This is a genomic window from Bradyrhizobium sp. Bra78 (assembly GCF_024519855.1).
In the GTDB taxonomy this organism is placed as follows: Bacteria; Pseudomonadota; Alphaproteobacteria; order Rhizobiales; family Xanthobacteraceae; genus Bradyrhizobium; species Bradyrhizobium japonicum_G.
This window is the reverse complement of the sequence record NZ_JALJRE010000006.1, coordinates 41,703-62,063: the sequence shown is the minus strand read 5'-3', so window position 1 is coordinate 62,063 and position 20,361 is coordinate 41,703. Positions and strand designations below refer to the sequence as shown.

At 63.9% G+C, this 20,361-nt stretch carries 19 protein-coding genes; 9 read left to right on the top strand and 10 right to left on the bottom strand.

All coding sequences use genetic code 11. The features are described from left to right. Positions 1–85: 85 nt before the first annotated feature. The 5 genes from OC450_RS15425 to OC450_RS15405 all read right to left on the bottom strand — a co-directional run bounded on the left by OC450_RS15425 (position 86) and on the right by OC450_RS15405 (position 5,599). Positions 86–1,924 carry an AMP-dependent synthetase/ligase gene (locus OC450_RS15425; RefSeq protein WP_211381938.1) on the bottom strand — a complete coding sequence of 613 codons (1,839 nt, stop codon included), beginning with the start codon at positions 1,922–1,924 and terminating at the stop codon, positions 86–88. Positions 1,925–2,018: 94 nt separating this feature from the next. Beyond that, positions 2,019–2,807 carry an ABC transporter ATP-binding protein gene (locus tag OC450_RS15420; protein WP_211382420.1) on the bottom strand — a complete coding sequence of 263 codons (789 nt, stop codon included), beginning with the start codon at positions 2,805–2,807 and terminating at the stop codon, positions 2,019–2,021. A gap of 4 nt (positions 2,808–2,811) precedes the next feature. Then, positions 2,812–3,570, bottom strand: a complete 759-nt coding sequence (locus OC450_RS15415) for an ABC transporter ATP-binding protein (protein WP_262048226.1) — start codon at positions 3,568–3,570, stop codon at positions 2,812–2,814. Further along, the gene (locus tag OC450_RS15410) at positions 3,567–4,718 is read right to left on the bottom strand and encodes a branched-chain amino acid ABC transporter permease (RefSeq protein WP_256805577.1); all 1,152 of its coding nucleotides are present in this window, start codon (positions 4,716–4,718) and stop codon (positions 3,567–3,569) included. The genes OC450_RS15415 and OC450_RS15410 overlap by 4 nt, the downstream gene beginning before the upstream one ends. A 5-nt stretch (positions 4,719–4,723) precedes the next feature. Beyond that, positions 4,724–5,599: a branched-chain amino acid ABC transporter permease gene (locus OC450_RS15405; RefSeq protein WP_211381935.1), complete on the bottom strand. Its 876-nt coding sequence runs from the start codon at positions 5,597–5,599 to the stop codon at positions 4,724–4,726. A gap of 263 nt (positions 5,600–5,862) precedes the next feature. Between OC450_RS15405 and OC450_RS15400 the strand changes: the two genes are divergently transcribed. The 6 genes from OC450_RS15400 (at position 5,863) to OC450_RS15375 (ending at position 11,175) form a co-directional block, all read left to right on the top strand. Beyond that, positions 5,863–6,612, top strand: coding sequence for an ABC transporter ATP-binding protein (locus OC450_RS15400; protein ID WP_211381934.1), 750 nt, complete (start codon positions 5,863–5,865; stop codon positions 6,610–6,612). After that, positions 6,609–8,135: a permease gene (locus tag OC450_RS15395; protein ID WP_262048225.1), complete on the top strand. Its 1,527-nt coding sequence runs from the start codon at positions 6,609–6,611 to the stop codon at positions 8,133–8,135. The genes OC450_RS15400 and OC450_RS15395 overlap by 4 nt, the downstream gene beginning before the upstream one ends. 43 nt (positions 8,136–8,178) lie before the next feature. Further along, entirely contained in the window at positions 8,179–8,538 is a 360-nt protein-coding gene (locus OC450_RS15390; protein ID WP_262048224.1) for a type II toxin-antitoxin system VapC family toxin, read from the top strand. Between the two features lie 70 nt (positions 8,539–8,608). Further along, on the top strand, positions 8,609–9,421 hold the full coding sequence (locus OC450_RS15385; protein WP_211381932.1) for an MBL fold metallo-hydrolase: 813 nt from the start codon (positions 8,609–8,611) through the stop codon (positions 9,419–9,421). A 65-nt stretch (positions 9,422–9,486) separates the two neighbouring features. Then, entirely contained in the window at positions 9,487–10,008 is a 522-nt protein-coding gene (locus tag OC450_RS15380; protein ID WP_211381931.1) for a hypothetical protein, read from the top strand. A gap of 114 nt (positions 10,009–10,122) precedes the next feature. Beyond that, positions 10,123–11,175 carry an amidohydrolase family protein gene (locus OC450_RS15375; protein WP_211381930.1) on the top strand — a complete coding sequence of 351 codons (1,053 nt, stop codon included), beginning with the start codon at positions 10,123–10,125 and terminating at the stop codon, positions 11,173–11,175. Positions 11,176–11,245: 70 nt separating this feature from the next. Here the strand turns inward: OC450_RS15375 and OC450_RS15370 are convergent, their stop codons facing one another. Further along, the gene (locus tag OC450_RS15370; RefSeq protein WP_211381929.1) at positions 11,246–11,701 is read right to left on the bottom strand and encodes a cupin domain-containing protein; all 456 of its coding nucleotides are present in this window, start codon (positions 11,699–11,701) and stop codon (positions 11,246–11,248) included. A gap of 237 nt (positions 11,702–11,938) precedes the next feature. Here OC450_RS15370 and OC450_RS15365 point away from each other — a divergent pair, with 237 nt between their 5' ends. Next, a complete protein-coding gene (locus OC450_RS15365; protein ID WP_211381928.1) occupies positions 11,939–12,493 on the top strand; it encodes a hypothetical protein in 555 nt (184 codons plus the stop codon). 9 nt (positions 12,494–12,502) lie between these two features. Here the strand turns inward: OC450_RS15365 and OC450_RS15360 are convergent, their stop codons facing one another. Both OC450_RS15360 and pcaB read right to left on the bottom strand, forming a co-directional pair. Continuing rightward, complete coding sequence (locus OC450_RS15360; protein ID WP_211381927.1) at positions 12,503–13,759, bottom strand: aminopeptidase; 1,257 nt, start codon at positions 13,757–13,759, stop codon at positions 12,503–12,505. Between the two features lie 112 nt (positions 13,760–13,871). Further along, entirely contained in the window at positions 13,872–15,233 is a 1,362-nt protein-coding gene (pcaB, locus tag OC450_RS15355; protein ID WP_211381926.1) for a 3-carboxy-cis,cis-muconate cycloisomerase, read from the bottom strand. A gap of 404 nt (positions 15,234–15,637) precedes the next feature. On the opposite strand from pcaB, the gene OC450_RS15350 reads away from it, so the two are divergent. Further along, entirely contained in the window at positions 15,638–17,191 is a 1,554-nt protein-coding gene (locus OC450_RS15350) for a winged helix-turn-helix domain-containing tetratricopeptide repeat protein (RefSeq protein WP_211381925.1), read from the top strand. A 55-nt stretch (positions 17,192–17,246) separates the two neighbouring features. Here OC450_RS15350 and OC450_RS15345 read toward each other — a convergent pair whose 3' ends face one another. Then, positions 17,247–17,669: a GFA family protein gene (locus OC450_RS15345; RefSeq protein WP_211381924.1), complete on the bottom strand. Its 423-nt coding sequence runs from the start codon at positions 17,667–17,669 to the stop codon at positions 17,247–17,249. 206 nt (positions 17,670–17,875) lie between these two features. Next, positions 17,876–18,664: a methanethiol S-methyltransferase gene (mddA, locus tag OC450_RS15340; RefSeq protein WP_211381923.1), complete on the bottom strand. Its 789-nt coding sequence runs from the start codon at positions 18,662–18,664 to the stop codon at positions 17,876–17,878. Between the two features lie 133 nt (positions 18,665–18,797). Here mddA and OC450_RS15335 point away from each other — a divergent pair, with 133 nt between their 5' ends. Further along, positions 18,798–20,348 carry a winged helix-turn-helix domain-containing tetratricopeptide repeat protein gene (locus OC450_RS15335; protein WP_211381922.1) on the top strand — a complete coding sequence of 517 codons (1,551 nt, stop codon included), beginning with the start codon at positions 18,798–18,800 and terminating at the stop codon, positions 20,346–20,348. Positions 20,349–20,361 lie beyond the last annotated feature (13 nt).

Here is a 20,361-nt window from a genome sequence, read left to right as displayed (position 1 = left end):
TCGCTGTCTTCAGACGAACATCCCTTTGTTTCCGCGCATGCCTCTTGTCGGAAAAACTTCCCACTCTTCCAGGAGCATGCGCACGTCACGCCACCGCGCGCTCGCGATACATCGCGTCGATCTCGGCGGCATAGCGCTTGTTCACGAAGCCGCGCTTCAGCTTCATGGTCGGCGTCAGTTCCTCGTCCTCCGGGGTGAGCTGGCGTTCGATCAGGAAAAACCTCTTGATGGTCTCGACGCGGGCGAAATTGGTGTTGACCCCTTCGATCTCGCGCCAGATCAGGTCCTGGATCTCCGACGCGCGGCACAGGCTGGCATAATTGGTGAAGGGGATGTCGTGGTCCTGGGCGAACTTCTCGACATTCTCCTGGTCGATCATCACGAGGCAGGTGAGGTACGGCCGCTTGTCGCCGACCACCACGGCGTCCGAGATGTAGGGCGAGAATTTCAACTGGTTCTCGATCTCGGACGGCGTGATGTTCTTGCCGCCGGAGGTGATGATGATGTCCTTCATCCGGTCCGTGATGCGGACGAACCCTTCATTGTCGATGGTGCCGACGTCGCCGGTATGCAGCCAGCCGCGCTGATCGATGGCCTCCGCGGTCTTCTCGGGCTGGTTCAGATAGCCCATGAACAGGAAGTCGCCCTTGATCAGGATCTCGCCCTCGGGCGACAGCGCGACCTCGCCCCAGGGCACCGCCGTGCCGACCGAACCGAGCTTGATCCGCTTCGACGGCATCATGGTCGCGACACCGCAATTCTCGGTCTGGCCATAGAGCTCGTGGATGTCGATGCCGAGCGCGAGGTACCAGCGAATCAGCTCCGGTGCGATCGGCGCTGCGCCGGTGAAGGCAATGCGGCAGCGATCGAGTCCGATCATGCGGCGGATGTTGCGGAATGCGACCTGATAAGCCAGGCCGTTAGCGATGCGGAGCGACAGCGGCGGCGCTTTACCCTCGATCTTGCAATCGACCATGCGATTGCCGATTTCGATGGCGCGGCGGTAGACCCATTGCTGGAACGGCGTTGCATCCTTCAGCGCGATGGTGATGGCGGAATAGAATTTTTCCCAGATGCGCGGCACCGCGAGGAAGACGGTCGGCTGCACCTCGCGAAGATTGTCCGGCACGGTCTCCGGGCTTTCGGCAAAATTCATCACCGAGCCGAGCGCGACCGAAATGTAGTAGCCGCCGATGCGCTCGGCGACGTGGCAGAGCGGCAGGAAGATCAGCCGGTCATCGTTCTCTCGCGCCGGGATGAAGTCGTTGGCGTGCCGCATCTGATGGGTGACGCTGAGGTTGGCGTGCATCGCGCCCTTGGGCGGACCCGTGGTGCCAGAGGTGTAGACGAGCACAGCGAGATCGCCGGCGCTGCGACTGTCGATCATCTCCTGCCACAGCGCCTCGCGGTCGACCATGTGATTGCGGCCGAGCGCGCGAAACTCGTCGAGCGACATCACCATGTGGTCGGAGAAGCCGCTGAGGCCCTCCATGTCGAACACGATTATCCTTTGCAGGGAGGGACAGCGCGCGCGGCACGCCAGGATCTTGTCCAGCTGCTCCTCGTCCTCGGCAAAGATCACTTTCGTCCGGGAGTCGTTGACGAGATATTCGACCTGGGTCGATGCATCGGTCGGATAGATGCCCGTCGAGACGCCGCCGGCGCACAGGATGCCCATGTCGACGTGGACCCATTCGGGCACGGCGTTGGCGATGATCGAGGCAACGTCGCCGGGCACAAAGCCGCAGGCGTGAAGCGCGTAGGCGATCTCCTTCGAGATCTCCAGCCATTCGCGCCAGCTCGTCGGTTGCCAGATGCCGAATTTCTTCTCGCGGATCGCGGGCCTGTCGCCCCGCGTTTCAGCGGCGCGCAAAAAGCTCTTCGCGATCGTGTCAGCGACCGTCAGCACCGCCGGTCGATCCATCCGCGTTCCCTCCTCGTCGCTTCCCTCTCCACTGCCTGCCTTGCCGGCGGTCTATTGTTGCGGACGGGCAATCCCGTTTAGCGCCAGTTCTTCCTCAACGCCACGTCTTCTTCTTTTTCCAGCGCCGCTCGCCTCGCGCGCCCGCTTCCTTGGCGCCAAGGTAGAACTCCTGAATGTCCTGGGAATGCATCAAGCGGTCGCAGCTATCGTTCATCACGATGCGGCCGATCTCCAGCACATAGCCGTAATGCGCGGTCTCCAGCGCCACCTTGGCATTCTGCTCGACCAGCAGGATCGACATGCCCTGCTCCTCGTTGACGCGGCGGATGATGGTGAATATCTCCTTCACCAGGATCGGCGACAGCCCGAGCGAGGGCTCGTCGAGCAGCAGCAGCGTCGGCCGGTTCATCAGCGCGCGCCCGATCGCGAGCATCTGCTGCTCGCCGCCGGAGAGCTGTCCGGCCGGCTGGTTGATCCGCTCCTTCAGCCGTGGGAAGTAGCCATAGACGCGCTCGATGTCTTCCGCAACGCCGTCGCGATCCCTACGCGGATAGGCCCCCATCATCAGGTTCTCGCGCACGGAGAGGAACGGGAACACCTCGCGACCTTCCGGTACGTGGCTGAGGCCGAGCCGCACGATGCGGTCAGCCTCCATGCGCTGGATCGGCCTGCCCATGAACTCGATCGCGCCCTTCTGCGGATCGAGAATGCCGGAGATGGTCTTCAGCACCGTGGTCTTGCCGGCGCCGTTGGCTCCGAGCAGCGTCACGATCCGGCCGCGCGGCACCTCCAGCGAGATGCCGCGGATCGCCATGATCGGCCCGTAATAGCTCTCGATGTTGGAGAGCTTCAGGATGATATCCGGTGTCACCGCGGCATCCATCACCTCAAGCTCCCAGATACGCGGCGACAACGTCGGGATGGTGCTGCACCTCGGCAGGCGACCCCATGGTCAGCACCCGGCCGTAGTTCAGCGCGATGACGCGATCGGAGACGCGGTTGACCAGCGACATGTCATGCTCGACCATGAGCACGGTGACGCCGAGCTCGTTCTTCAGGTCGCGGATCCAGAACGACATGTCGTCGGTCTCCTCGACGTTGAGCCCGGAGGACGGCTCGTCGAGCAGGATCAGCTTCGGCTCCGAGCAGAGCGCGCGCGCGAGCTCGATCACCTTGCGCACGCCGTAGGGCAGACCCGAAATCAGCTTGTCGCGATAGGGCTCGAGATCGAGGAACTCGATGACCTGCTCGACACGATGGCGATGCACCTTCTCATTGGCGCGCACGCTCGGCAGGAACAGCAGCTCCTGCCAGAGCTGCGTGGTCGAATGGCGGTGGCGCCCGACCAGGAGGTTGGAGAGCACGGTGGCATTCTCGAACAGCTCGATGTTCTGGAAGGTGCGCGCGATGCCGAGCCTGGCGATGTCGTAGGGCGGCTCTTCGGTGATGTCCTGGTCCTCGAAGAAGATGCGGCCCGAGGTCGGCCGGTAGATCCGCGAGATCAGGTTGAAGATCGAGCTCTTGCCCGCGCCGTTGGGACCGATGATCGAGAGGATCTCGCCCTTCTCGACCGCGAAGGATACCGCATCGACGGCCTTCAGGCCGCCGAAATGCAGCGACAAATTCTCGGCGCGGAAATAGCTCATCGGTTCCGCTCCGATTTCACGTAGATCTTCTGCCGCTTGAAGGTGGCGCGCTTGTAGAGCGGGAATAGCTGGAAGAAGAGCTTGATCTTGAGCCAGCGGCCGTAGAGCCCGAGCGGCTCGAACAGCACGAACAGCACGATGATGATGCCGTAGATCGCGCCCTTCAGTCCGTTGAGCGAGGCGAAGGCCGCGACCTTGGACTGCACGTTCGCGGCACTCTGTGTGCCGGCGCCGAACGTCGCGGCGACGCCGGCGATGATGCCGGGCATGTCGTCCTTCAGATAGGTCAGGAACGGATCGATCATCACGATGAAGATCGCGCCGAGCACCGCGCCGTGCAGGCTGAAGGTGCCGCCGATCAGGATCACGATGATGAACTCGATCGAAAGCTGCAGCGTGAACATCTCCGGCGAGATGAAGGAGAGCTTGTGCGCGAACAGCACGCCGGCAAAGCCGGTGATCGCCGCCGAGATCGCAAACGACTTTACCTTGTAGAGCGCGACATTGACGCCCATGCTGCGCGCCGCCGTCTCGCTGTCGCGGATGGCGACGAAGGCGCGTCCCGTGGGCGAGCGCAGCAGATTGAGCGTGCCGACGATGGTCAGCACCAGCACGGCGAGGCAAAGGAAATAGAAGGTCGGACTGTCGCGCGAGACTGTAACCCCCAGCAACGACACCGCCTTGACCCGCATACCCTCATTGCCGTTGGTGACGCTTTCCCAGCGCGCCAGGATTTCTTCGACGATCAGGGCAAAGGAGATGGTAGCGATGACGAGGTAGATGCCGGTCAAGCGCAGCGCCGGGAAGCCGACCATCGCGCCGATCAACCCGGTCAGGACACCTGCGGCAAGGAAATAGATTGGGAACGGCACATTGTATTTCTGCAAATAGGCCGCCGTGTAGGCGCCGATCGCCAGAAACGCGGCATGCCCGAGCGAGGCCTGCCCGGTAAAGCCCGTCAAGATCAGCAGCGCCACGCCGACGGTCGCATAGATGCAGACGAAGACGAGCTGGCTCATCACATAGCTGGAGAGCACGTAGGGCGCTATCAGCAGCACGGCCAGCAACAGGCCATAGGAGACGAAATAGCCCGAATGCGGAAACAGCCTGATGTCGTCCTCATAGTCGGTCTTGAACAGGAAGCGCATGGCGTTCAGACCTTCTTGCGGACGTGAAGGCCGAACAGGCCTTCGGGCTTGAGCAAGAGCACGGCGAGCAGCACGATGTAGGGCGCGACGTCCTTCCAGCCCTCCGCCAGATAGAAGCCGGCCATGCTCTCGATCACCCCGATCAGCACGCCGCCGACGACGGCGCCGGGGATCGAGCCGAAGCCGCCGAGCACGGCCGCCGGGAACGCCTTCAGGCCAAGCGCCAGACCGACATTGGAGTGGATGAAGGTGATCGGCGCCAGCAGCACGCCGGCGCAGGTCGCGACCGCCGCGCTGATCGCCCAGACGATCGACACCACGCGCTTGACCGGAATGCCCATGTAATAGGCCGCCAGCATGTTCTCGGAGCTGGCGCGCATCGCGGTGCCGAGCGTGGTCTTGTTGAAGAACAGCCACAGCAACGTGCAGAGGATGACCGTCGCCGCGATCACCGAAAGCTTGTCGTGGGCGAGCACCAGCGAACCGACGCGCAGCACGCCCTGGCTGAACGGGGTCTCGATCTTGAGATCGTCGGTACCCCAGATCATGCCGGCGATCGAGCGCAGGAAGTAGCCGAGGCCGATCGTGGCCATGATGATGGAGAATTGCGGATAGCCAAGGATCGGCCGCACCACCACGCGTTCCGCCACCATGCCGAACAGCGCCATCGCGGCCACCGCACCGGCAAAGCCGACCCAGTAGTTCAGCCCCATCATGCCGATGAAGGTGAAGGCGAAGAAGCCGCCCAGCATCATCAGATCGCCCTGGGCGAAATTGACGACCTCGGTGGCCTTGTAGACGAGCACGAAGCCGAGCGCGATCAGGCCGTAGACGCAGCCGAGCGCAACACCGCTGACCAGCTGCTGAACGAAATCCAGCATCGCCGCGCATCCTCCCGATACAACCGGCGGTTCTTCCTGACCGCCTTGCCGCATCTTGTGTCCAGTCGCTACGCAGTCGTTTGCTGCGTTAGCGCCATTCGTCCCTTCGCCAATTCAGCCTGAACCGCCAAGCGCTGTCAACAAACGGTGACTTGCCTTTAGTCCAATCCGGATGACGGAATTTGCGGCAACGCGATTCACCGTGCCGAAACATCTTCAGGTCATGGTCGCGAGCAATGCAAAACCGGATGGTGTGGCCCGTCATGAAGCCCGACAGATCGGCGCTGGAAGTCCTGGGGTTAACGAAGCGTTTTGACCGCCTGGCGGTCGATAGCCTCGATCTCACCATCCATGCCGGCGAATTCTACGCGCTGGTCGGCCCCAATGGCGCCGGCAAGACCACCACTTTGCGCATGGTTGCAGGCCTGCTCAGGCCCGATGCCGGCGCGGTCTCGATCTTCGGCATCGACGCGCTCCAGAATCCCGTCGCCGCCAAGCAGGTGATGGCGTGGGTGTCCGACGAGCCCATGATCTATGACAAGCTCACCCCGCTCGAATATCTCGAATTCGTCGCCGGCCTCTGGGGCATCGCGCCATCGGTCTCGGAACCGGTCGCGCAGGAGCTCTTGAGCTCGCTCGGGCTCGAGCCGCACCGGCACGAACGCTGCGAGGGCTTTTCCAAGGGCATGCGCCAGAAGGTCGCTCTCGCCGGCGCGCTCGTGCACGATCCCCGCCTCATCATTCTCGACGAACCCCTGACCGGCCTCGACGCCGTCTCCGCGCGCCATGTGAAGGGTCTCCTGAGCGAGCGCGTCAAGGCCGGCTGCACCATCATCATGACCACGCATATCCTCGAGGTTGCCGAACGCATGGCCGACCGCATCGGCGTGATCGCCTCCGGCCGCCTGGTTGCGGAGGGCACGCTTACCGAGCTGCGCCAGCAGAACGGTCACGGCGACACCAGCCTGGAAGATCTCTTCATCGCCTTGGTGACGCTCCAGGAAGCCGCATGAGCTCGGCGACCGCGCTCTCCTGGTTTGCCCGCCACGAGCTCCGGCTCGCCTGGCGCGAATGGTTCGCCATGATGACCGGGGGGCGGCGCAAGCGAACGCGTGCCGCGGTGATCGGCCTGCTGTTCTTCGCAGCGCTGCTGCACGTGCCCGCCTGGGCCGTGATCGGCCGGTTCGCCGACCTGTATTTGCCGCTCGACAAATCCGCGCTGATCGTGATCTCCGCGACGATCTTTCTGGCCTGGACCTTGATGGTGTCGCAGGCGATCGAATCGGTGACGCGGGTGTTTTACGCCCGTGCCGATCTCGACCTCATCATGTCCTCGCCCGCGACGCTGGCCAATCTGTTCTCGGTGCGCATCGCCGCGATCGCGCTCTCCGTCACGGTGATGGCGCTGCTGTTCTCGATGCCCTTCATCGACGTGCTGGTGTTCGGGGGCGGCGCGCGCTGGCTTGCGGCGTTCGGCCTCGTCGTCGCCATGGGCCTGTCGGCCGCGGCGGTCGCGATTGCGGTCACCATCCTGCTGTTCCGGCTGATCGGCCCGGCGCGCACGCGGCTCATAGCCCAGATCCTGGCCGCGATCATCGGCGCCGGCTTTGTGATCGCGCTCCAGGTCGCGGCAATCATGTCCTACGGCACCCTGTCGCGCTTCACCATCCTGACCTCGGGTAGCGTGGCTGACCATGCCCCCGACGTCGACAGCTTCTGGTGGTGGCCCGCGCGGGCGGCGATGGGCGACGGTGGGCCGCTGCTGCTGCTTCTGGCGCTCGGCCTCGTGCTGCTCGGGAGCGTCATGGCGATCTTCTCGGGCCGCTTCGCCGATACTGCGATCGATGCCGCCGCTTACGGCAAGTCCGGTCGCCAAGGTGCGAAGGAACGCCCGTTCCGCGGCGGATCGCGGCAGCAGGCGCTGCGGCGCAAGGAATTTTCGCTGCTCTGGCGTGATCCCTGGCTGGTCTCGCAGACCCTGATGCAGCTGCTCTATCTGGTGCCGCCGGCGCTGCTGCTCTGGCGCAGCTTTGCCGACAGTTCCGCGGCGCTGACGTTGATTACGCCGGTTATCGTCATGGCGGCGGGACAGCTCGCAGGAGGGCTCGCCTGGCTGACGATCTCGGGCGAGGACGCGCCCGATCTGGTCGCGACCGCACCGTTGACACCATCCGGCGTCACCCGCGCCAAGATCGAGGTGGTGCTGATCGCGATCGCCGTCATCTTCTGCCCGCTGGTCACGGCGCTCGCCTTTGCCTCGCCGCTCCAGGCCGCGGTCAGTGCCGGTGCCGTTGTCATCAGCGCGGCCTCAGCCACCGCGATCCAGCTCTGGTTCCGGGTCCAGGCCCGGCGCAGCCAATTCCGCCGCCGCCAGACCTCGTCGCGGCTTGCGACGTTTGCCGAAGCCTTCTCCTCCATCGGCTGGGCTGCCAGCGCCGCGCTTCTGCTCGCGCTGCCGCTTGCCGGCATCATCAGCGGCCTGATCACCGCAGGGCTCGTCGCCATCACGTGGAAATTCAGCCCGCGGCGGGAGTGAGGGCCTTTCAGAAGATCTGCCTTCTCTTGAATGTAAGGCCATTTTGCCTTACGAAGATGATGCCGAGCAGAGTAAGGCAGCCGAAGCCATTCTCAAGAAGGCCGACGTGGTGGCCATCTCGATCTCAGCACTCTGTGAGCTGAGCTGGGTTCTCCCACGAGGCTACAGGATTTCCGCTGACGATATCGCAGCTTCCATCCGGCACTTTCTCAATGCCGCCAATGCGGCCGTCAATCGCCCGTTGGCCGAAGCTGGATTGGCCTTTCTCGAAGCCGGAGGCGATTTTGCCGATGGCGTCATTGCCCACGAAGGAAACTGGCTTGGGGCCGACACGTTCGTGTCTTTCGACAAGAAGGCCGTGAAATTGATCGAGGCAAGCGGCGGATTGGCGCGGCTGCCCTAGCGCGACATGACCGCGGCCGGATTCGACGATACACTGTCTGGATCGCTGCTTGAGTGACGGACGGTCTGCTATGTATCGACTAATCTTGGCGGTCTTCGCGTTTCTTGGCTGGGTCGCCGCACCTGCCCTCGCCCAGCAGCCACAGCGCAGCGAGTGTCTGGCGATGGCGAATGCGGCGCCGCGCGCCATGCCGGTCGCGTTCCGGCAGGCCGCCAGCTCGGCCGAGGTCGAGATCACCTATGCCGGCCACTCCACCTATTTCATCGACACGCCTGGCGGCTTGCGCATCGCCACCGACTACAGCGGCGCCTACCAGGTCGGACGGCTGCCCGATGTCGTCACCATGAACCGCGCGCACAGCACGCACTACTCCTTATATCCCGACAAGCGCATTCCCCATGTGCTGCATGGCTGGGGCGAGGACGGCAAGCCGGCCATCGTGTCGGAACGTATCGGCGACACCTTCATCCGCAACGTCACCACCGACATCCGCCGCTATGTCGGCGACGATGCCGGCGCCGACATGATCCGCGACGGCAATTCGATCTTCATCTTCGAGGTCGCGGGCCTCTGCATCGGCCATCTCGGTCATCTCCACCACAAGCTCGACGACAGCCATTTCGCCCAGATCGGGCGGCTCGACATCGTGATGGTGCCGATCGACGGCACCTACACCATGTCGCTCGACGGCGTCTCCGATATCACCAGGCGGCTGCGCGCCTCGGTGGTGCTGCCGATGCATCGCTTCGCCACCCCGCTCGACGACTTCATGCGCCGCATCGGCCAGCAGTTCGAGATCGACCACCGCACCGAGCGCTCCTTCCGCATGTCCCGGGATGCGCTGCCGTCGAAGCCGACTGTGATCATCCTCGACGGGGCCTGACGCGCAATTTTCTCCAAGTCGGCTGCCGGCCGGTCGTGCTGCTCTCCCCACGACAGGAGATCGACATGACCGACTTTGCGAGATTGTTGCACGCGGACGGACCGAACCCAGAGCACGCGGCGGCGCTGCAGCTTTACGGCCGCTTCGTCGGCGATTGGGACGCCGAGATCACCGCCCACGGTCCGGACGGGACGAAACACACCGCGGCCGGCGAAATCCATTTTGGCTGGGTGCTGGAGGGCCGCGCCGTCCAGGACGTCTGGATCATCCCCCGCCTCGCGGGCAGCCCGGCGTTGCCGATCGCCGGCAACTGGTACGGCACGACGCTGCGGGTCTACGATCCGACCATCGATGCGTGGAGGATCTCCTGGTTCGATCCCGGCCGCAGCGTGTTCCGCCAGCAGGTCGGGCGCCCGCAGGGCGAGGACATCGTGCAGGAAGGCGTCACCGAAGCCGGAGACCTGACGCGCTGGAGGTTTACCGAGATCACCGGCGATTCCTTCCATTGGCTCGGCGAGGTCAAGCCGGCCGCCGCAGCCAATTGGCGGCTCGTGGTCGATGTAAGGGCGAAGCGGCGGAGTATCTGACGACGGCGCCCCGCTGTGCTCGCGATGAGGAGCGCGGTTGCGCAACGTGCGCTGCTGCGCAAAGAGATGAGGTGCTAGGCTCCCACCACAAGAGAATAAAAGGAGCGAACGCCGATGGCTGCAAGCGGTCTGCCCGCCAATACGAGCGGGCTGTTCGTCGAGCCGCGCGAGGACTGGCTCGCGCAATATCAGGAGGAGATCATCGATTCGGCTCGGCCGATCGTCGATCCCCATCACCACCTCTGGAATCGCGGGCACCGCTATCTGATCGAGGAGATGGCGGCGGACATCGCCTCGGGCCACAACATCGTCGCCACCGTCTACGTCGACTGCCGCTCGATGTATCGCGCACACGGGCCCGAAGCATTCCAGCCCGTCGGCGAGGTCGAGTTCGCCAATGGCGTCGCCGCGATGAGCGCGAGCGGCGGTTACGGCAAGGCCGCGATCTGCGCCGGCATCGTCAGCCACGTGAATTTGCTGCTGGGCGATGCAGCGAAGCCGGTGCTGGAAGCCGAGATCGCGGCAGGCAACGGCCGTTTCCGCGGCATCCGGCATTCCTCGGCCTGGGACAAGGATCCCGCCGTCGCCGGCATGTATGCGAACCGGCCGAAGAGACTGTTGCAGGACCCGACCTTCCGCAAGGGTTTTGCCTGCCTCGCACCGCTGAATCTGAGCTTCGATGCCTGGCTGTTCCATCCGCAGATCGACGAGCTGACCGGGCTCGCGCGCGCCTTTCCGGGCACCAGGATCGTGCTCGACCATTGCGGCGGCCCGGCAGGCGTCGGCCGCTTTGCGGGGCGGCGCGAGGAGGTGTTTCCGCAGTGGCGCGCGTCGATCCAGGAGATCGCGAAGTGTGAGAACGTGGTGGTGAAGCTCGGCGGGCTCGCGATGTGCCTGCTCGGCTACGACTTCCATCTGCGCGAGAGGCCGCCGTCATCCGAAGAGCTTGCTGCGGCCTGGCGACCCTATGTCGAGACCTGCATCGACGCGTTTGGACCCACGCGGGCGATGTTCGAGAGCAATTTCCCGCCGGACAAGGGCCAGTGCAGCTATCAGGTGATCTTCAACGCCTTCAAGCGCATCGCGGCGCCCTTGAGTGAGGCCGAGAAGACGGCGCTGTTCTCACAGACCGCGACCGATGTCTACCGGCTCGAACGGCCGTCATGACGAGAAAAAGGGCCGGGATATTGATCCCGACCCCTCTTCCGTCGTGGCCGCTGGGAAGCGTCCTTAAAAACTAGCCGGCCCCCATCAGCGAGGCGGGGCGGCGTTCGCCGGCGGAGACGAACATCCGCTTGAGCCTGTTGACGACGCGGATCAGGAAGCCGATCATCACGGGATTGGTCTTGCGGCAGAAGGCGATCTTCTTGACGTGTCCCTCGACATGCCATTTGGCATGCGCGCCATCGCGGAAGAAAATGACGTCGCCCGGACCGTAGCGCTTCGGCGGCATGCCGTCGCTTTCGAGCACGATCGACCCTTCCATGATCATGATCGTCTCGTCGATGTCGTAATACCAGTTGAAGCGCCCTTCGGTGCAGGCCCAGATGATGGTCGAAGCGGTGCCGTCGGCGCTGGTGGACAGGATGTGCGAGCGCGATACCGGATTGCCCTCGATGATCCAGGACGGCTCGATCGGCCGCAGCTCGAGCTCAACGTTGCAACTACTGATTTCAATCAATGCGCGCGACATCTGTCTCCCCAAGGGATATAATATGACCGGCCGGGTCTCGGCCCGGATTGTTTCGAAAGATGTTTGGAACGCTAGTAGCCGGCTTTTAATTCTTTCTTACGCGGGCCCCGACAATCAGCCGCAAGTTGCAGATGCGAAGCGGTTAACGTCGCGATTTCCCTGCAATTTCGCGCAGATGAACCCGTCTTTTCCGGGGTGCGACAAAATGCGCGGAACGATCTGAAAGGAGCCATGCCGATGCCCCTCACTCCCGAGGTCCTCGCAGCCAACAGCGAGGCCGTCGCCTGGCTCGGCAGCCTCGATGTCTCCTTCGCAGCCGAAGAGGAGACCTGGTTCACCGTCGACGGCATCGAAAGCCCCCTGCACATCGGCAGTGACGGCTCCGGCGGCGCGTTCGTGCTGCTCCCGTCGCAGAACGTGCTCTACGTCTCGTCGGAAGGCCGCGCGGGAATTATCGCGGAGGATTTCGAGGCGTGGGTCCAGCTCGTCGTCGCCCGACCCTATTGGCTCGACATCCTGAAATTCTCCACCGGCGGCGATCTCGCCGAGATGCGGCGCGCGGCGGATGCGCTGGAAGCGACACTCGACGACGAGGACGACGTCAACGAGGCGCGCGAGGAAATCCGCAGCGCGCTCGACCTGCCGGAGGTGAACGATCCGGTCGGCGCGCTCTACGACGCAGTGGCTGCCTCCGACGCCATCGTGCGGGCCACCGACGGCAGCCCATTCACGACGCTATTCAACCGCTTCAGCATCGACAACAGCCCGATGCGGCGCAACGCGGCGGCCTGAGGAAAAATCCTACTTCGCCCACTCGCCCTTGCGGAATACCGGCACCTTGCTGCCGTCGGCAAGAATGCCGTCGATGTCGGTCTCGGCCGAGCCGATCATCCAGTCGATATGGATGAGGCTCTGGTTGCCGCCTTGCGCCGCGATCTGCTGCGGCGTGAGCTGGGCGCCGTTGACGAAGCACTTCGAATAGCACTGGCCGAGCGCGATGTGAGATGCCGCGTTCTCGTCGAACAGCGTGTTGTAGAACAGCAGCCCGCTCTGCGAGATCGGCGAGGAATGCGGCACCAGCGCCACTTCCCCGAGACGCCGCGCGCCCTCGTCGGTGTCGAGCACCTTGTTCAGCACCTCCGCACCGCGCGAGGCCTTGGCATCGACGATCCTGCCGTCCTCGAAGCGCACCGCGATGTTGTCGATCAGCGTGCCCTGGTAGGACAACGGCTTCGAGCTCACGACATGGCCGTAGACGCGACGGCAATGCGGCGTGGTGAAAACCTCTTCGGTCGGGATGTTGGCGTTGCAGCTGATGCCGTTCTTGGACAGCGAGGCGCCGCCCTCCCACTCGTGCCCGTCGGCAAGCCCGATGGTGAGGTCGATGCCGGGACCTGCGTATTGGAGCGCGCGAAAACGCTGGCCGTTGAGCCAGTTGGTGCGCTCGCGCAGCACCGCATTGTGGCTCGCCCAGTTGCCCATCGCGTCCTCGCGATCGACGCGCGAAGCCGCGAAGATCGCATCGGCGAGCTTGCCGATCGCGACGTCTTCGGGATCGTTGGGAAATACCTGCCTGGCCCAGGACGGGCTCGGATAGGCGATGATGTTCCAGTTGGTGTCGAAATTGACGATTTTTTCCAGCGCCGGCTGATAGGCCATCGAATTGGCCTTGCTGGCTCGCGCCACCTTGGACGGATCCTCGCCCGACAGCAGCATCGGATTGTCGCCGACGATGGCGAGCCGCGCGGTGTTGTCCGAGAACGCCTTGGCCATGCCCTCGTAGAGCCAGTTGGCGGCGCGATCGAAGCTGTTGTCGTGGCCGTGGCGATAGCGCGCCAGCGTCATCTCCTCGTCGGAGAGAATCGGCGTCACGATGCCGGCGCCGGCCTTGTAGGCATGCACGGCGATCCGTCGCACCAGCGGCAACGCGATCGCGGGCGCCGTCAAGAGCAGATCCTGGCCCGGCCGCAAGCCCAGGCCCACCTTCACCGCCACCTCGGCCAGCCGGTCGAGCTTCGCAGGATCGATGGGAGTGGTGGAATTGCGGTGATCAGTCATGCGGGGTCCTCTGCCGAAGCTCTCTCGTCCAATTTAAGTCTAGCATCGCAAGGCGCAAGTGCGCGAGCACCTTGCGGCACGGAGAGATACGCAGTTTCACGCATTTTGGTTTTCAACGCGTTGCCGATTTCAGCACCCGGTCGACCATGGCGGGAGCAAGGCCGAGGTAATTTTTCGGTGAAGTAAGCGCCTCGATCCCGGCACGGTCGATCCTGACAGAGACGCGGGCGTCGGACGAGAGCGCGTCCGCCAGCGTCAGACCCTTCTCGTTGGCGAGCCTGCAAGCGTCATAGACCACGTCATGCGCTTCCTGCCGCCCGATCTGCGGCGCGAGCCCCATCATGACAGCTTCGGCCACGATCAGGCCGCGACTGATGGCGAGATTGTCGTTCATCTTTGTTTCGTCCACGACGAGGCCTGCGAGCGCGAACTTCGCCTGGTGCAGGGCGCCGGCGGTCAGCACGAAGCTTTCGGGGATCGCCATCCATTCGGCGTGCCAGGGGCCGGTGGCGCGCTCGAAATCCTGCACCATGGCATCCAGCATGAGTCCGGCGTGCTGGCGCACCGCCTTGGACGCGGCGAGCATCAGTTCCGAGGAGATCGGGTTGCGTTTCTGCGGCATGGTCGAGGAGGCGCCGCGCCCCTTGACGAAGGGCTCGTAGACCTCTGCGAATTCAGTCGAAGCCATGATCATGACGTCGAGCGCGATCTTGCCGAGCGAGCCAGTGACGAGCGCGAGGAAGTTCACGGCCTCGGCAAAGCCGTCGCGAGCGACATGCCAGGTCGAGGCGGGAACGCCGAGCTTCAGCTCGGCGCAGAGCGCCTCCTGCACCTCGAAGCCCTTGTCGCCGAGCGAGGCCAGCGTTCCGGCAGCGCCGGCGAACTGGCCGACCAGGACGCGCGGCTTCAATTGCGCCAGACGCTCGGCATGGCGATCGAACATCGCGAGCCAGATCGCGGTCTTGTAGCCGAAGGTGACCGGCAGCGCCTGCTGGAGATGGGTGCGGCCCGCCATCGGCGTGTCGCGGTAGCGCTTCGAGAGCTCGGCGAGGATCCTGCGCAGCTCGGCGATGTCGTGCGCGACGATATCCAGCCCGGCGCGCAATTGCAGCACCACGGCGGTGTCCATGATGTCCTGCGTGGTCGCGCCCCAATGCACATAGCGGCCGGCATCGCCGCATTGCTTCACCATCTGATGCACGAGCGGAAGGATGGGGTAGCCGACCACGTCGGTCTCCTGGCGCAGCAGATCGAAATCGAGCGCGGCAACGTCGGTCCGCGCCGCGATCTGATCGGCGGCTTCCTGCGGAATCACGCCGCACTTCGCCTCCGCCTTCGCCAGCGCCACCTCGACCTCGGCATAGCGCGCGAGCGTCGCGACATCGGAAAATATCTCCCGCATCTGCGGCGTGCCGAAGGCATCGCGGAACAGCATGGAATCGATCACGGTGGTCGCGGCGGAAAAAGCGGGCATGGGCGTTTCTTCGTGGTTGGTGTTGTATGAAGGGTAGCTTACGCAGGCCACCCTGTTCGGCAAAGGACATTCAGTGTTCGGCGCACACTCAGTGGTGTGCGATGCTCTCGCAGGCGCGTGTCGAGTTGTCAGCTCCGTCATCCCGGGGTGGCCGCTGAAGAAAGCGGCCACCTCAGGGTGACGGCGGCAAGAACAGGAAGATCCGATCCGGTACGTAGCCCGCGGCCATCCGGCTCAAATCGTCGCATTCTCGTCGCGGTTGTATTTCCCTCCGAAAACCGCATGGCTGCCATCACGCGATCGTGGTGAACCGGGCAGACCTCTCGTTAGACTCACAGACTTCGTGTCGAAATCCATTTTGATTTCATCATTGCCGAACCTATTGTGAGGTCTGAGTTTTCGACGTGCAGTTTCTGTTCCGGGATCATCTCCTCGACACCGACCTGCGCGAGCTGAGCCGCGAGCAGGTTCCCATTGCCGTGGAGCCACAGGTCTTCGATCTCGTCGTCCATCTCATGGAAAACCGCGACCGGGTGGTGAGCAAGGACGAGCTGATCGACAAGATCTGGCATGGGCGCAGTGTCTCCGAATCCACGCTGACCAGCCGCATCAATGCGGCACGCAAGGCGATCGGCGACAGCGGCGCAAGCCAGGCGCTGATCCGCACCATCGCCCGCAAAGGCTTTCGTTTCGTCGGCAATGTCCAGACGCAGCTTGGGGCGGTCGCCTCGGATCTTGGCCGCGTCGCGCAGACTCAGTCCATGCTCGCGTTGCCCGACCGGCCCGCAATCGCGGTCCTGCCCTTCACCAACATGAGCGGCGACCGCGAGCAGGATTACTTTTCCGACGGCATCAGCGAGGACATCATCACCGCGCTGTCGAAACTTCGCTGGTTCTTCGTCGTCGCGCGCAATTCCTCCTTCGTCTACAAGGGCCGCGCCGTGCACATGCACGACGTCGCGCGCGAGCTCGGGGTGCGGTACGTGGTCGAAGGCAGCGTGAGGCGGAGCGGCGAGCGCCTGCGTATCTCGGCCCAGCTCAACGACGTCTCGACCGGCAGCCATCTCTGGGCCGAACGCTACGATCGCGAGCTTGCCGACGTCTTCGCCGTGCAGGACGAAATCACCGAGGCGATCGTCGCCGCGATCGAGCCGCAGCTCTATACGGCCGAGAGTTTTCGCGCCCAGCAGAAGCCACCGGGCAGCCTGGATGCCTGGGACCTCGTGATGCGCGCGTTGTCGCGTTACTGGCGCATCACCCGCGAGGACAATGCCGCCGCGCAGGACCTGCTCGAAAAGGCGGTCGCGATCGACCCCGCCTATGGCAAGGCGCTCGGCCTGCTCGCGACCAGCCATATCTTCGGCGCGCATATGGGCTGGGCCGACATGGCTGCGACCGTGCCGCTCGCCGAACGCGCGGCGCTCGCCGCGGTGGAGGCTGATCGCGAGGATGCCTGGGCCCATCACGGCCTCGCCTATGCTTATCTTTTCCGCCGCCGCTTCGATGACGCGCTGGCGGAGTTCGAACTGGCGCTGCAGCTCAACCCGAATTTTGCGATGGCGCACGCCTTCTATGGCGTGACGTTGTGCTACGCGGGGCGGTGGCAGGACGGCGATGCCGCCGCGCGCCGCGCGCTGCGGCTGAGCCCTCGCGACCCGCTCGCGGCGATCTATTGCGGCGTTTCCGCCTATGCTCGATTCATAGGCCGCGACTACGAAGGAGCCGTGCAGATGGCGCGGGAATCGATGCGACAACGCGCCGATTTCGTCGGCGCACATCGCGTGCTGACGGCCGCCGCCGGCATGTCGGGGGACACCGCGCTCTCGGCTGCGGCGCTGGAAGGCCTGCGCCGCGCCCAACCCGGCATTTCGCTCGCCTGGATCACGCGCGAGCTGCCCATGCTGCGGGACGAGGATCGCGCGCATTATCTGGAAGGGTTTCGGCGCGCGGGGATGTGAACGACTTCTCCCTCTCCCCGCTTGCAGTGCGCTTGCGGGGAGAGGCGAAGAAAGTCTATTCCTGCATCATCTCGCCGCTGCCGCCGAACTCGGCCGGAAAATCCTTCAGCTTGGGCAGGCCGTCGCGCATCGGCAGAACCGTCTCGGCGTAGTTGACGTGGACGCCGGGCGCGAATGCGAGCGTGGGGATCGTGGCGGTGAAGACGTCGACCAGGCCGAGTGGCGGGTGGTTCGTCATGAGATGGCCGCCGCACTTCCGGCAATATTTGCGCTGGCTGAGCGGCGTCTTGGCAAACGTCTCGACGTTCTGAGCGCCTTCGGTGATGCGCACGGCCTCGGGCTTCCAAAGGCTGAATGCGTTAACCGGGCCGCCCGACCACGAGCGGCAGGAACGGCAATGGCAATAGCCCATCGCCTCCGGCGCACCCGTGACCTCGATCGTGACCGCGCCACAGAAGCAATTTCCGACATGTTTCATTGGGTCGTCTCCGTTGATGAAGGGTTGAATTCCTCTCCCCGCTCCTGTCCGCCGATAACTCGGCAAAGCGGATGCGGGGAGAGGCGTCGGGATGAGGGGGGAATCACCCCGATGGACGTGAAGACTGCAGTCCGGCAAGGTCCGTTACGCGTCATCGTTCCGCCGCGCATCCTCCTTTCGGCGGACGCGACGGAACGACGCGAGCGCTATATCGATCTGCGCCAGGGAATAAGCATCGACACCCGTTGTTTGTACTGCCGGTACTCGTCGCCGAAGAGATCGACGAGGTCATGCTCCTCCAGCGCGATGCCGACGAAGATGTAGAGCGTGGTCACGGCCGCGAACAGCAGATGGCCTGCGGTCATGACCGGCGCCGCCCAGAACGCGACGATGAAACCGAGATAAATCGGATGGCGGACGAACTTGTAGAGCAGCGGCGTCTTGAAGCGTGGCGGCGTCTCCTCCTTGCCGACGAGATGATTGGTGACCTGGTGCAATCCGAACAGCTCGAAGTGATTGATGATGAACGTCGAGGTGAACACCAGGATCCAGCCCGCGAAGGACAGCGTGACCACCGTCACGGCAAGATCCGGATTTCCGACATCCCATATGACCGATGGCAGCGGACGCCATTGCCAGAACAGGAGCAGCAATGACAGGCTCGCAAACAGCACATAAGTGCTGCGCTCGACCGGCTTGGGGACGAATTGCGTCCACCACGCCTTGAACTGCCGGCGCGCCATCACGCTGTGCTGAACGGCAAACAATGCCATCAGCAGCAGGTTGATGATGACGGCCTCGGCCGTCGGCGTGTCGGTTCCGGTGTCGATGGTCTTCGGCACCACCAGCCCCATGACGAAGCCGATGGCGTAGAGAATAGTGACGAAAAACACGAGATATGCCGCAATTCCGTATAGAAAGGCGATGAACTTGAAAATGCGTGAGCCCGCAACCTCCGGGCCGATGGAATAAACCTGATGTTCAAATTGGGTCATAGAACGCTCCGTTGTGCCGAGGCATCGGCACTATTTGGTCTTCTCACCATGCCGGTTCGGAGGTCCCCATGCTTTCGCGGATGGTTGATTTTCGCCTGAGACGACTTTGATTTTTGCTTGAGACGACAGAAACGTGCGATTTCTCTTTGAAAACAACGTGCTCGACGGCGATCTGCGGGAGCTGACCTGCGGCGGCACCCCCGTGCCCCTCCAGCCGCAGGTGTTCGATCTCCTGCTCTACCTCGTCGCGCAGCGTGCCCGTGTGGTCAGCAAGGATGACCTGATCAGCGAGATCTGGAGCGACCGCATCGTCTCGGACTCCGCGCTGAACAGCCGGATCAACGCCGCGCGCAAGGCGCTTGGCGACGACGGCGCAACGCAGCGGCTGATCAAGACCATTCCGCGCAAGGGCTTCCGTTTCGTCGGCGAAGCCCGGGAAGATGGGGCAACAACTCTTGCGCCAGAGGAACCCGGCCCTGCTCCCTCACGGGTCGTGACCGACCGGCCGGCGATCGCGGTGCTCGCTTTCGAGAACATGAGCGGCGATCCCGCGCAGGAATATTTCGGCGACGGGATCAGCGAGGACATTCTCACGGCGCTATCGAAGCAACGCTGGTTCATGGTGATCGCCCGCAACTCGTCCTTCACCTACAAGGGACGCTCGGTCCATATCAGGCAGATCGCCGAGGAGCTCGGCGTCCGTTACATCGTCGAAGGCAGCGTGCGCAAGGCGGACAATCGCGTGCGCATCACCGCACAGCTCAACGACGCCACCACCGGCAGTCATCTCTGGGCCGAACGCTACGACCGCGAGCTCGGCGACGTCTTCGCCGTGCAGGACGACATCACCAACGCGATCGTCGCGGCGATCGAGCCGCAGATCCATGCGGCGGAGAATTTTCGCGCCGACCGTAAGCCTCCCGCAAGCCTTGACGCCTGGGACCTGTTGATGCGCGCCCTGTCGCATTACTGGCGGGTGACGCGACAGGATCACGCGGCCGCACAGACCTTGCTCGAACGCGCCATTGCCATCGACTCGAACTACGGCCAGGCGCTCTCGGTGCTCGCGGCAAGCCACATGTTCGGCGTACATCTCGGCTGGGCGGAGCTTGCCACGACGGTGCCGATCGCAGAGGCTGCCGCGCTCGCCGCGGTGCGCTGCGACCACGAGGATGCCTGGGCGCATGCCGCGCTCGGCAGCGTCTTTTTCTCGACGCGCAGGCTTTCCGACGCGTTATCCGAGTTCGAGCAGGCGCTCGCGCTCAACCCGAATTTCTCGCTGGCGCAGGGCTATTACGCCCTGGCGCTGTCCTACGCCGGGCGATCAAGCGAATCGTTCGACGCAGCACAAAGAGCGATCCGGCTCTCACCGCGCGATCCGTCGCTGGCGATCTACTACGGCATTGCCGGCTACGCGCGCTTCACCGAGCGGCGCTATGACGAAGCCATCACGCTCGCGCGCGAGGCGATCCGCCACCGCGGCGATCTCACCGGCGCTTACCGCGTGCTCGCGGTTTCAGCCGGCATGACCGGCGACGGGATGCTTGCGGAGACGGCGCTGGACGAGCTCCGCCGTACCCAGCCGGGCATTTCGCTGCATTGGATCGCGACGCAATTGCCGTGGGCCAATGAGGCCGATCGGGAGCACTATCTGGAGGGATTCCGGCGGGCCGGATTACGCTAGAACATCGTCCTGC

What these genes read in the sequence shown, in the direction of transcription:
- OC450_RS15400 (WP_211381934.1), top strand. Translation starts at nt 5,863, where the DNA reads ATGAAGCCCGACAGATCGGCGCTGGAAGTCCTGGGGTTAACGAAGCGT.
- OC450_RS15405 (WP_211381935.1), bottom strand. Translation starts at nt 5,599, where the DNA reads ATGCTGGATTTCGTTCAGCAGCTGGTCAGCGGTGTTGCGCTCGGCTGC.
- pcaB (WP_211381926.1), bottom strand. Translation starts at nt 15,233, where the DNA reads ATGCCCGCTTTTTCCGCCGCGACCACCGTGATCGATTCCATGCTGTTC.
- mddA (WP_211381923.1), bottom strand. Translation starts at nt 18,664, where the DNA reads ATGACCCAATTTGAACATCAGGTTTATTCCATCGGCCCGGAGGTTGCG.
- OC450_RS15375 (WP_211381930.1), top strand. Translation starts at nt 10,123, where the DNA reads ATGGCTGCAAGCGGTCTGCCCGCCAATACGAGCGGGCTGTTCGTCGAG.
- OC450_RS15365 (WP_211381928.1), top strand. Translation starts at nt 11,939, where the DNA reads ATGCCCCTCACTCCCGAGGTCCTCGCAGCCAACAGCGAGGCCGTCGCC.
- OC450_RS15425 (WP_211381938.1), bottom strand. Translation starts at nt 1,924, where the DNA reads ATGGATCGACCGGCGGTGCTGACGGTCGCTGACACGATCGCGAAGAGC.
- OC450_RS15420 (WP_211382420.1), bottom strand. Translation starts at nt 2,807, where the DNA reads ATGGATGCCGCGGTGACACCGGATATCATCCTGAAGCTCTCCAACATC.
- OC450_RS15395 (WP_262048225.1), top strand. Translation starts at nt 6,609, where the DNA reads ATGAGCTCGGCGACCGCGCTCTCCTGGTTTGCCCGCCACGAGCTCCGG.
- OC450_RS15385 (WP_211381932.1), top strand. Translation starts at nt 8,609, where the DNA reads ATGTATCGACTAATCTTGGCGGTCTTCGCGTTTCTTGGCTGGGTCGCC.
- OC450_RS15360 (WP_211381927.1), bottom strand. Translation starts at nt 13,759, where the DNA reads ATGACTGATCACCGCAATTCCACCACTCCCATCGATCCTGCGAAGCTC.
- OC450_RS15370 (WP_211381929.1), bottom strand. Translation starts at nt 11,701, where the DNA reads ATGTCGCGCGCATTGATTGAAATCAGTAGTTGCAACGTTGAGCTCGAG.
- OC450_RS15415 (WP_262048226.1), bottom strand. Translation starts at nt 3,570, where the DNA reads ATGAGCTATTTCCGCGCCGAGAATTTGTCGCTGCATTTCGGCGGCCTG.
- OC450_RS15380 (WP_211381931.1), top strand. Translation starts at nt 9,487, where the DNA reads ATGACCGACTTTGCGAGATTGTTGCACGCGGACGGACCGAACCCAGAG.
- OC450_RS15345 (WP_211381924.1), bottom strand. Translation starts at nt 17,669, where the DNA reads ATGAAACATGTCGGAAATTGCTTCTGTGGCGCGGTCACGATCGAGGTC.
- OC450_RS15410 (WP_256805577.1), bottom strand. Translation starts at nt 4,718, where the DNA reads ATGCGCTTCCTGTTCAAGACCGACTATGAGGACGACATCAGGCTGTTT.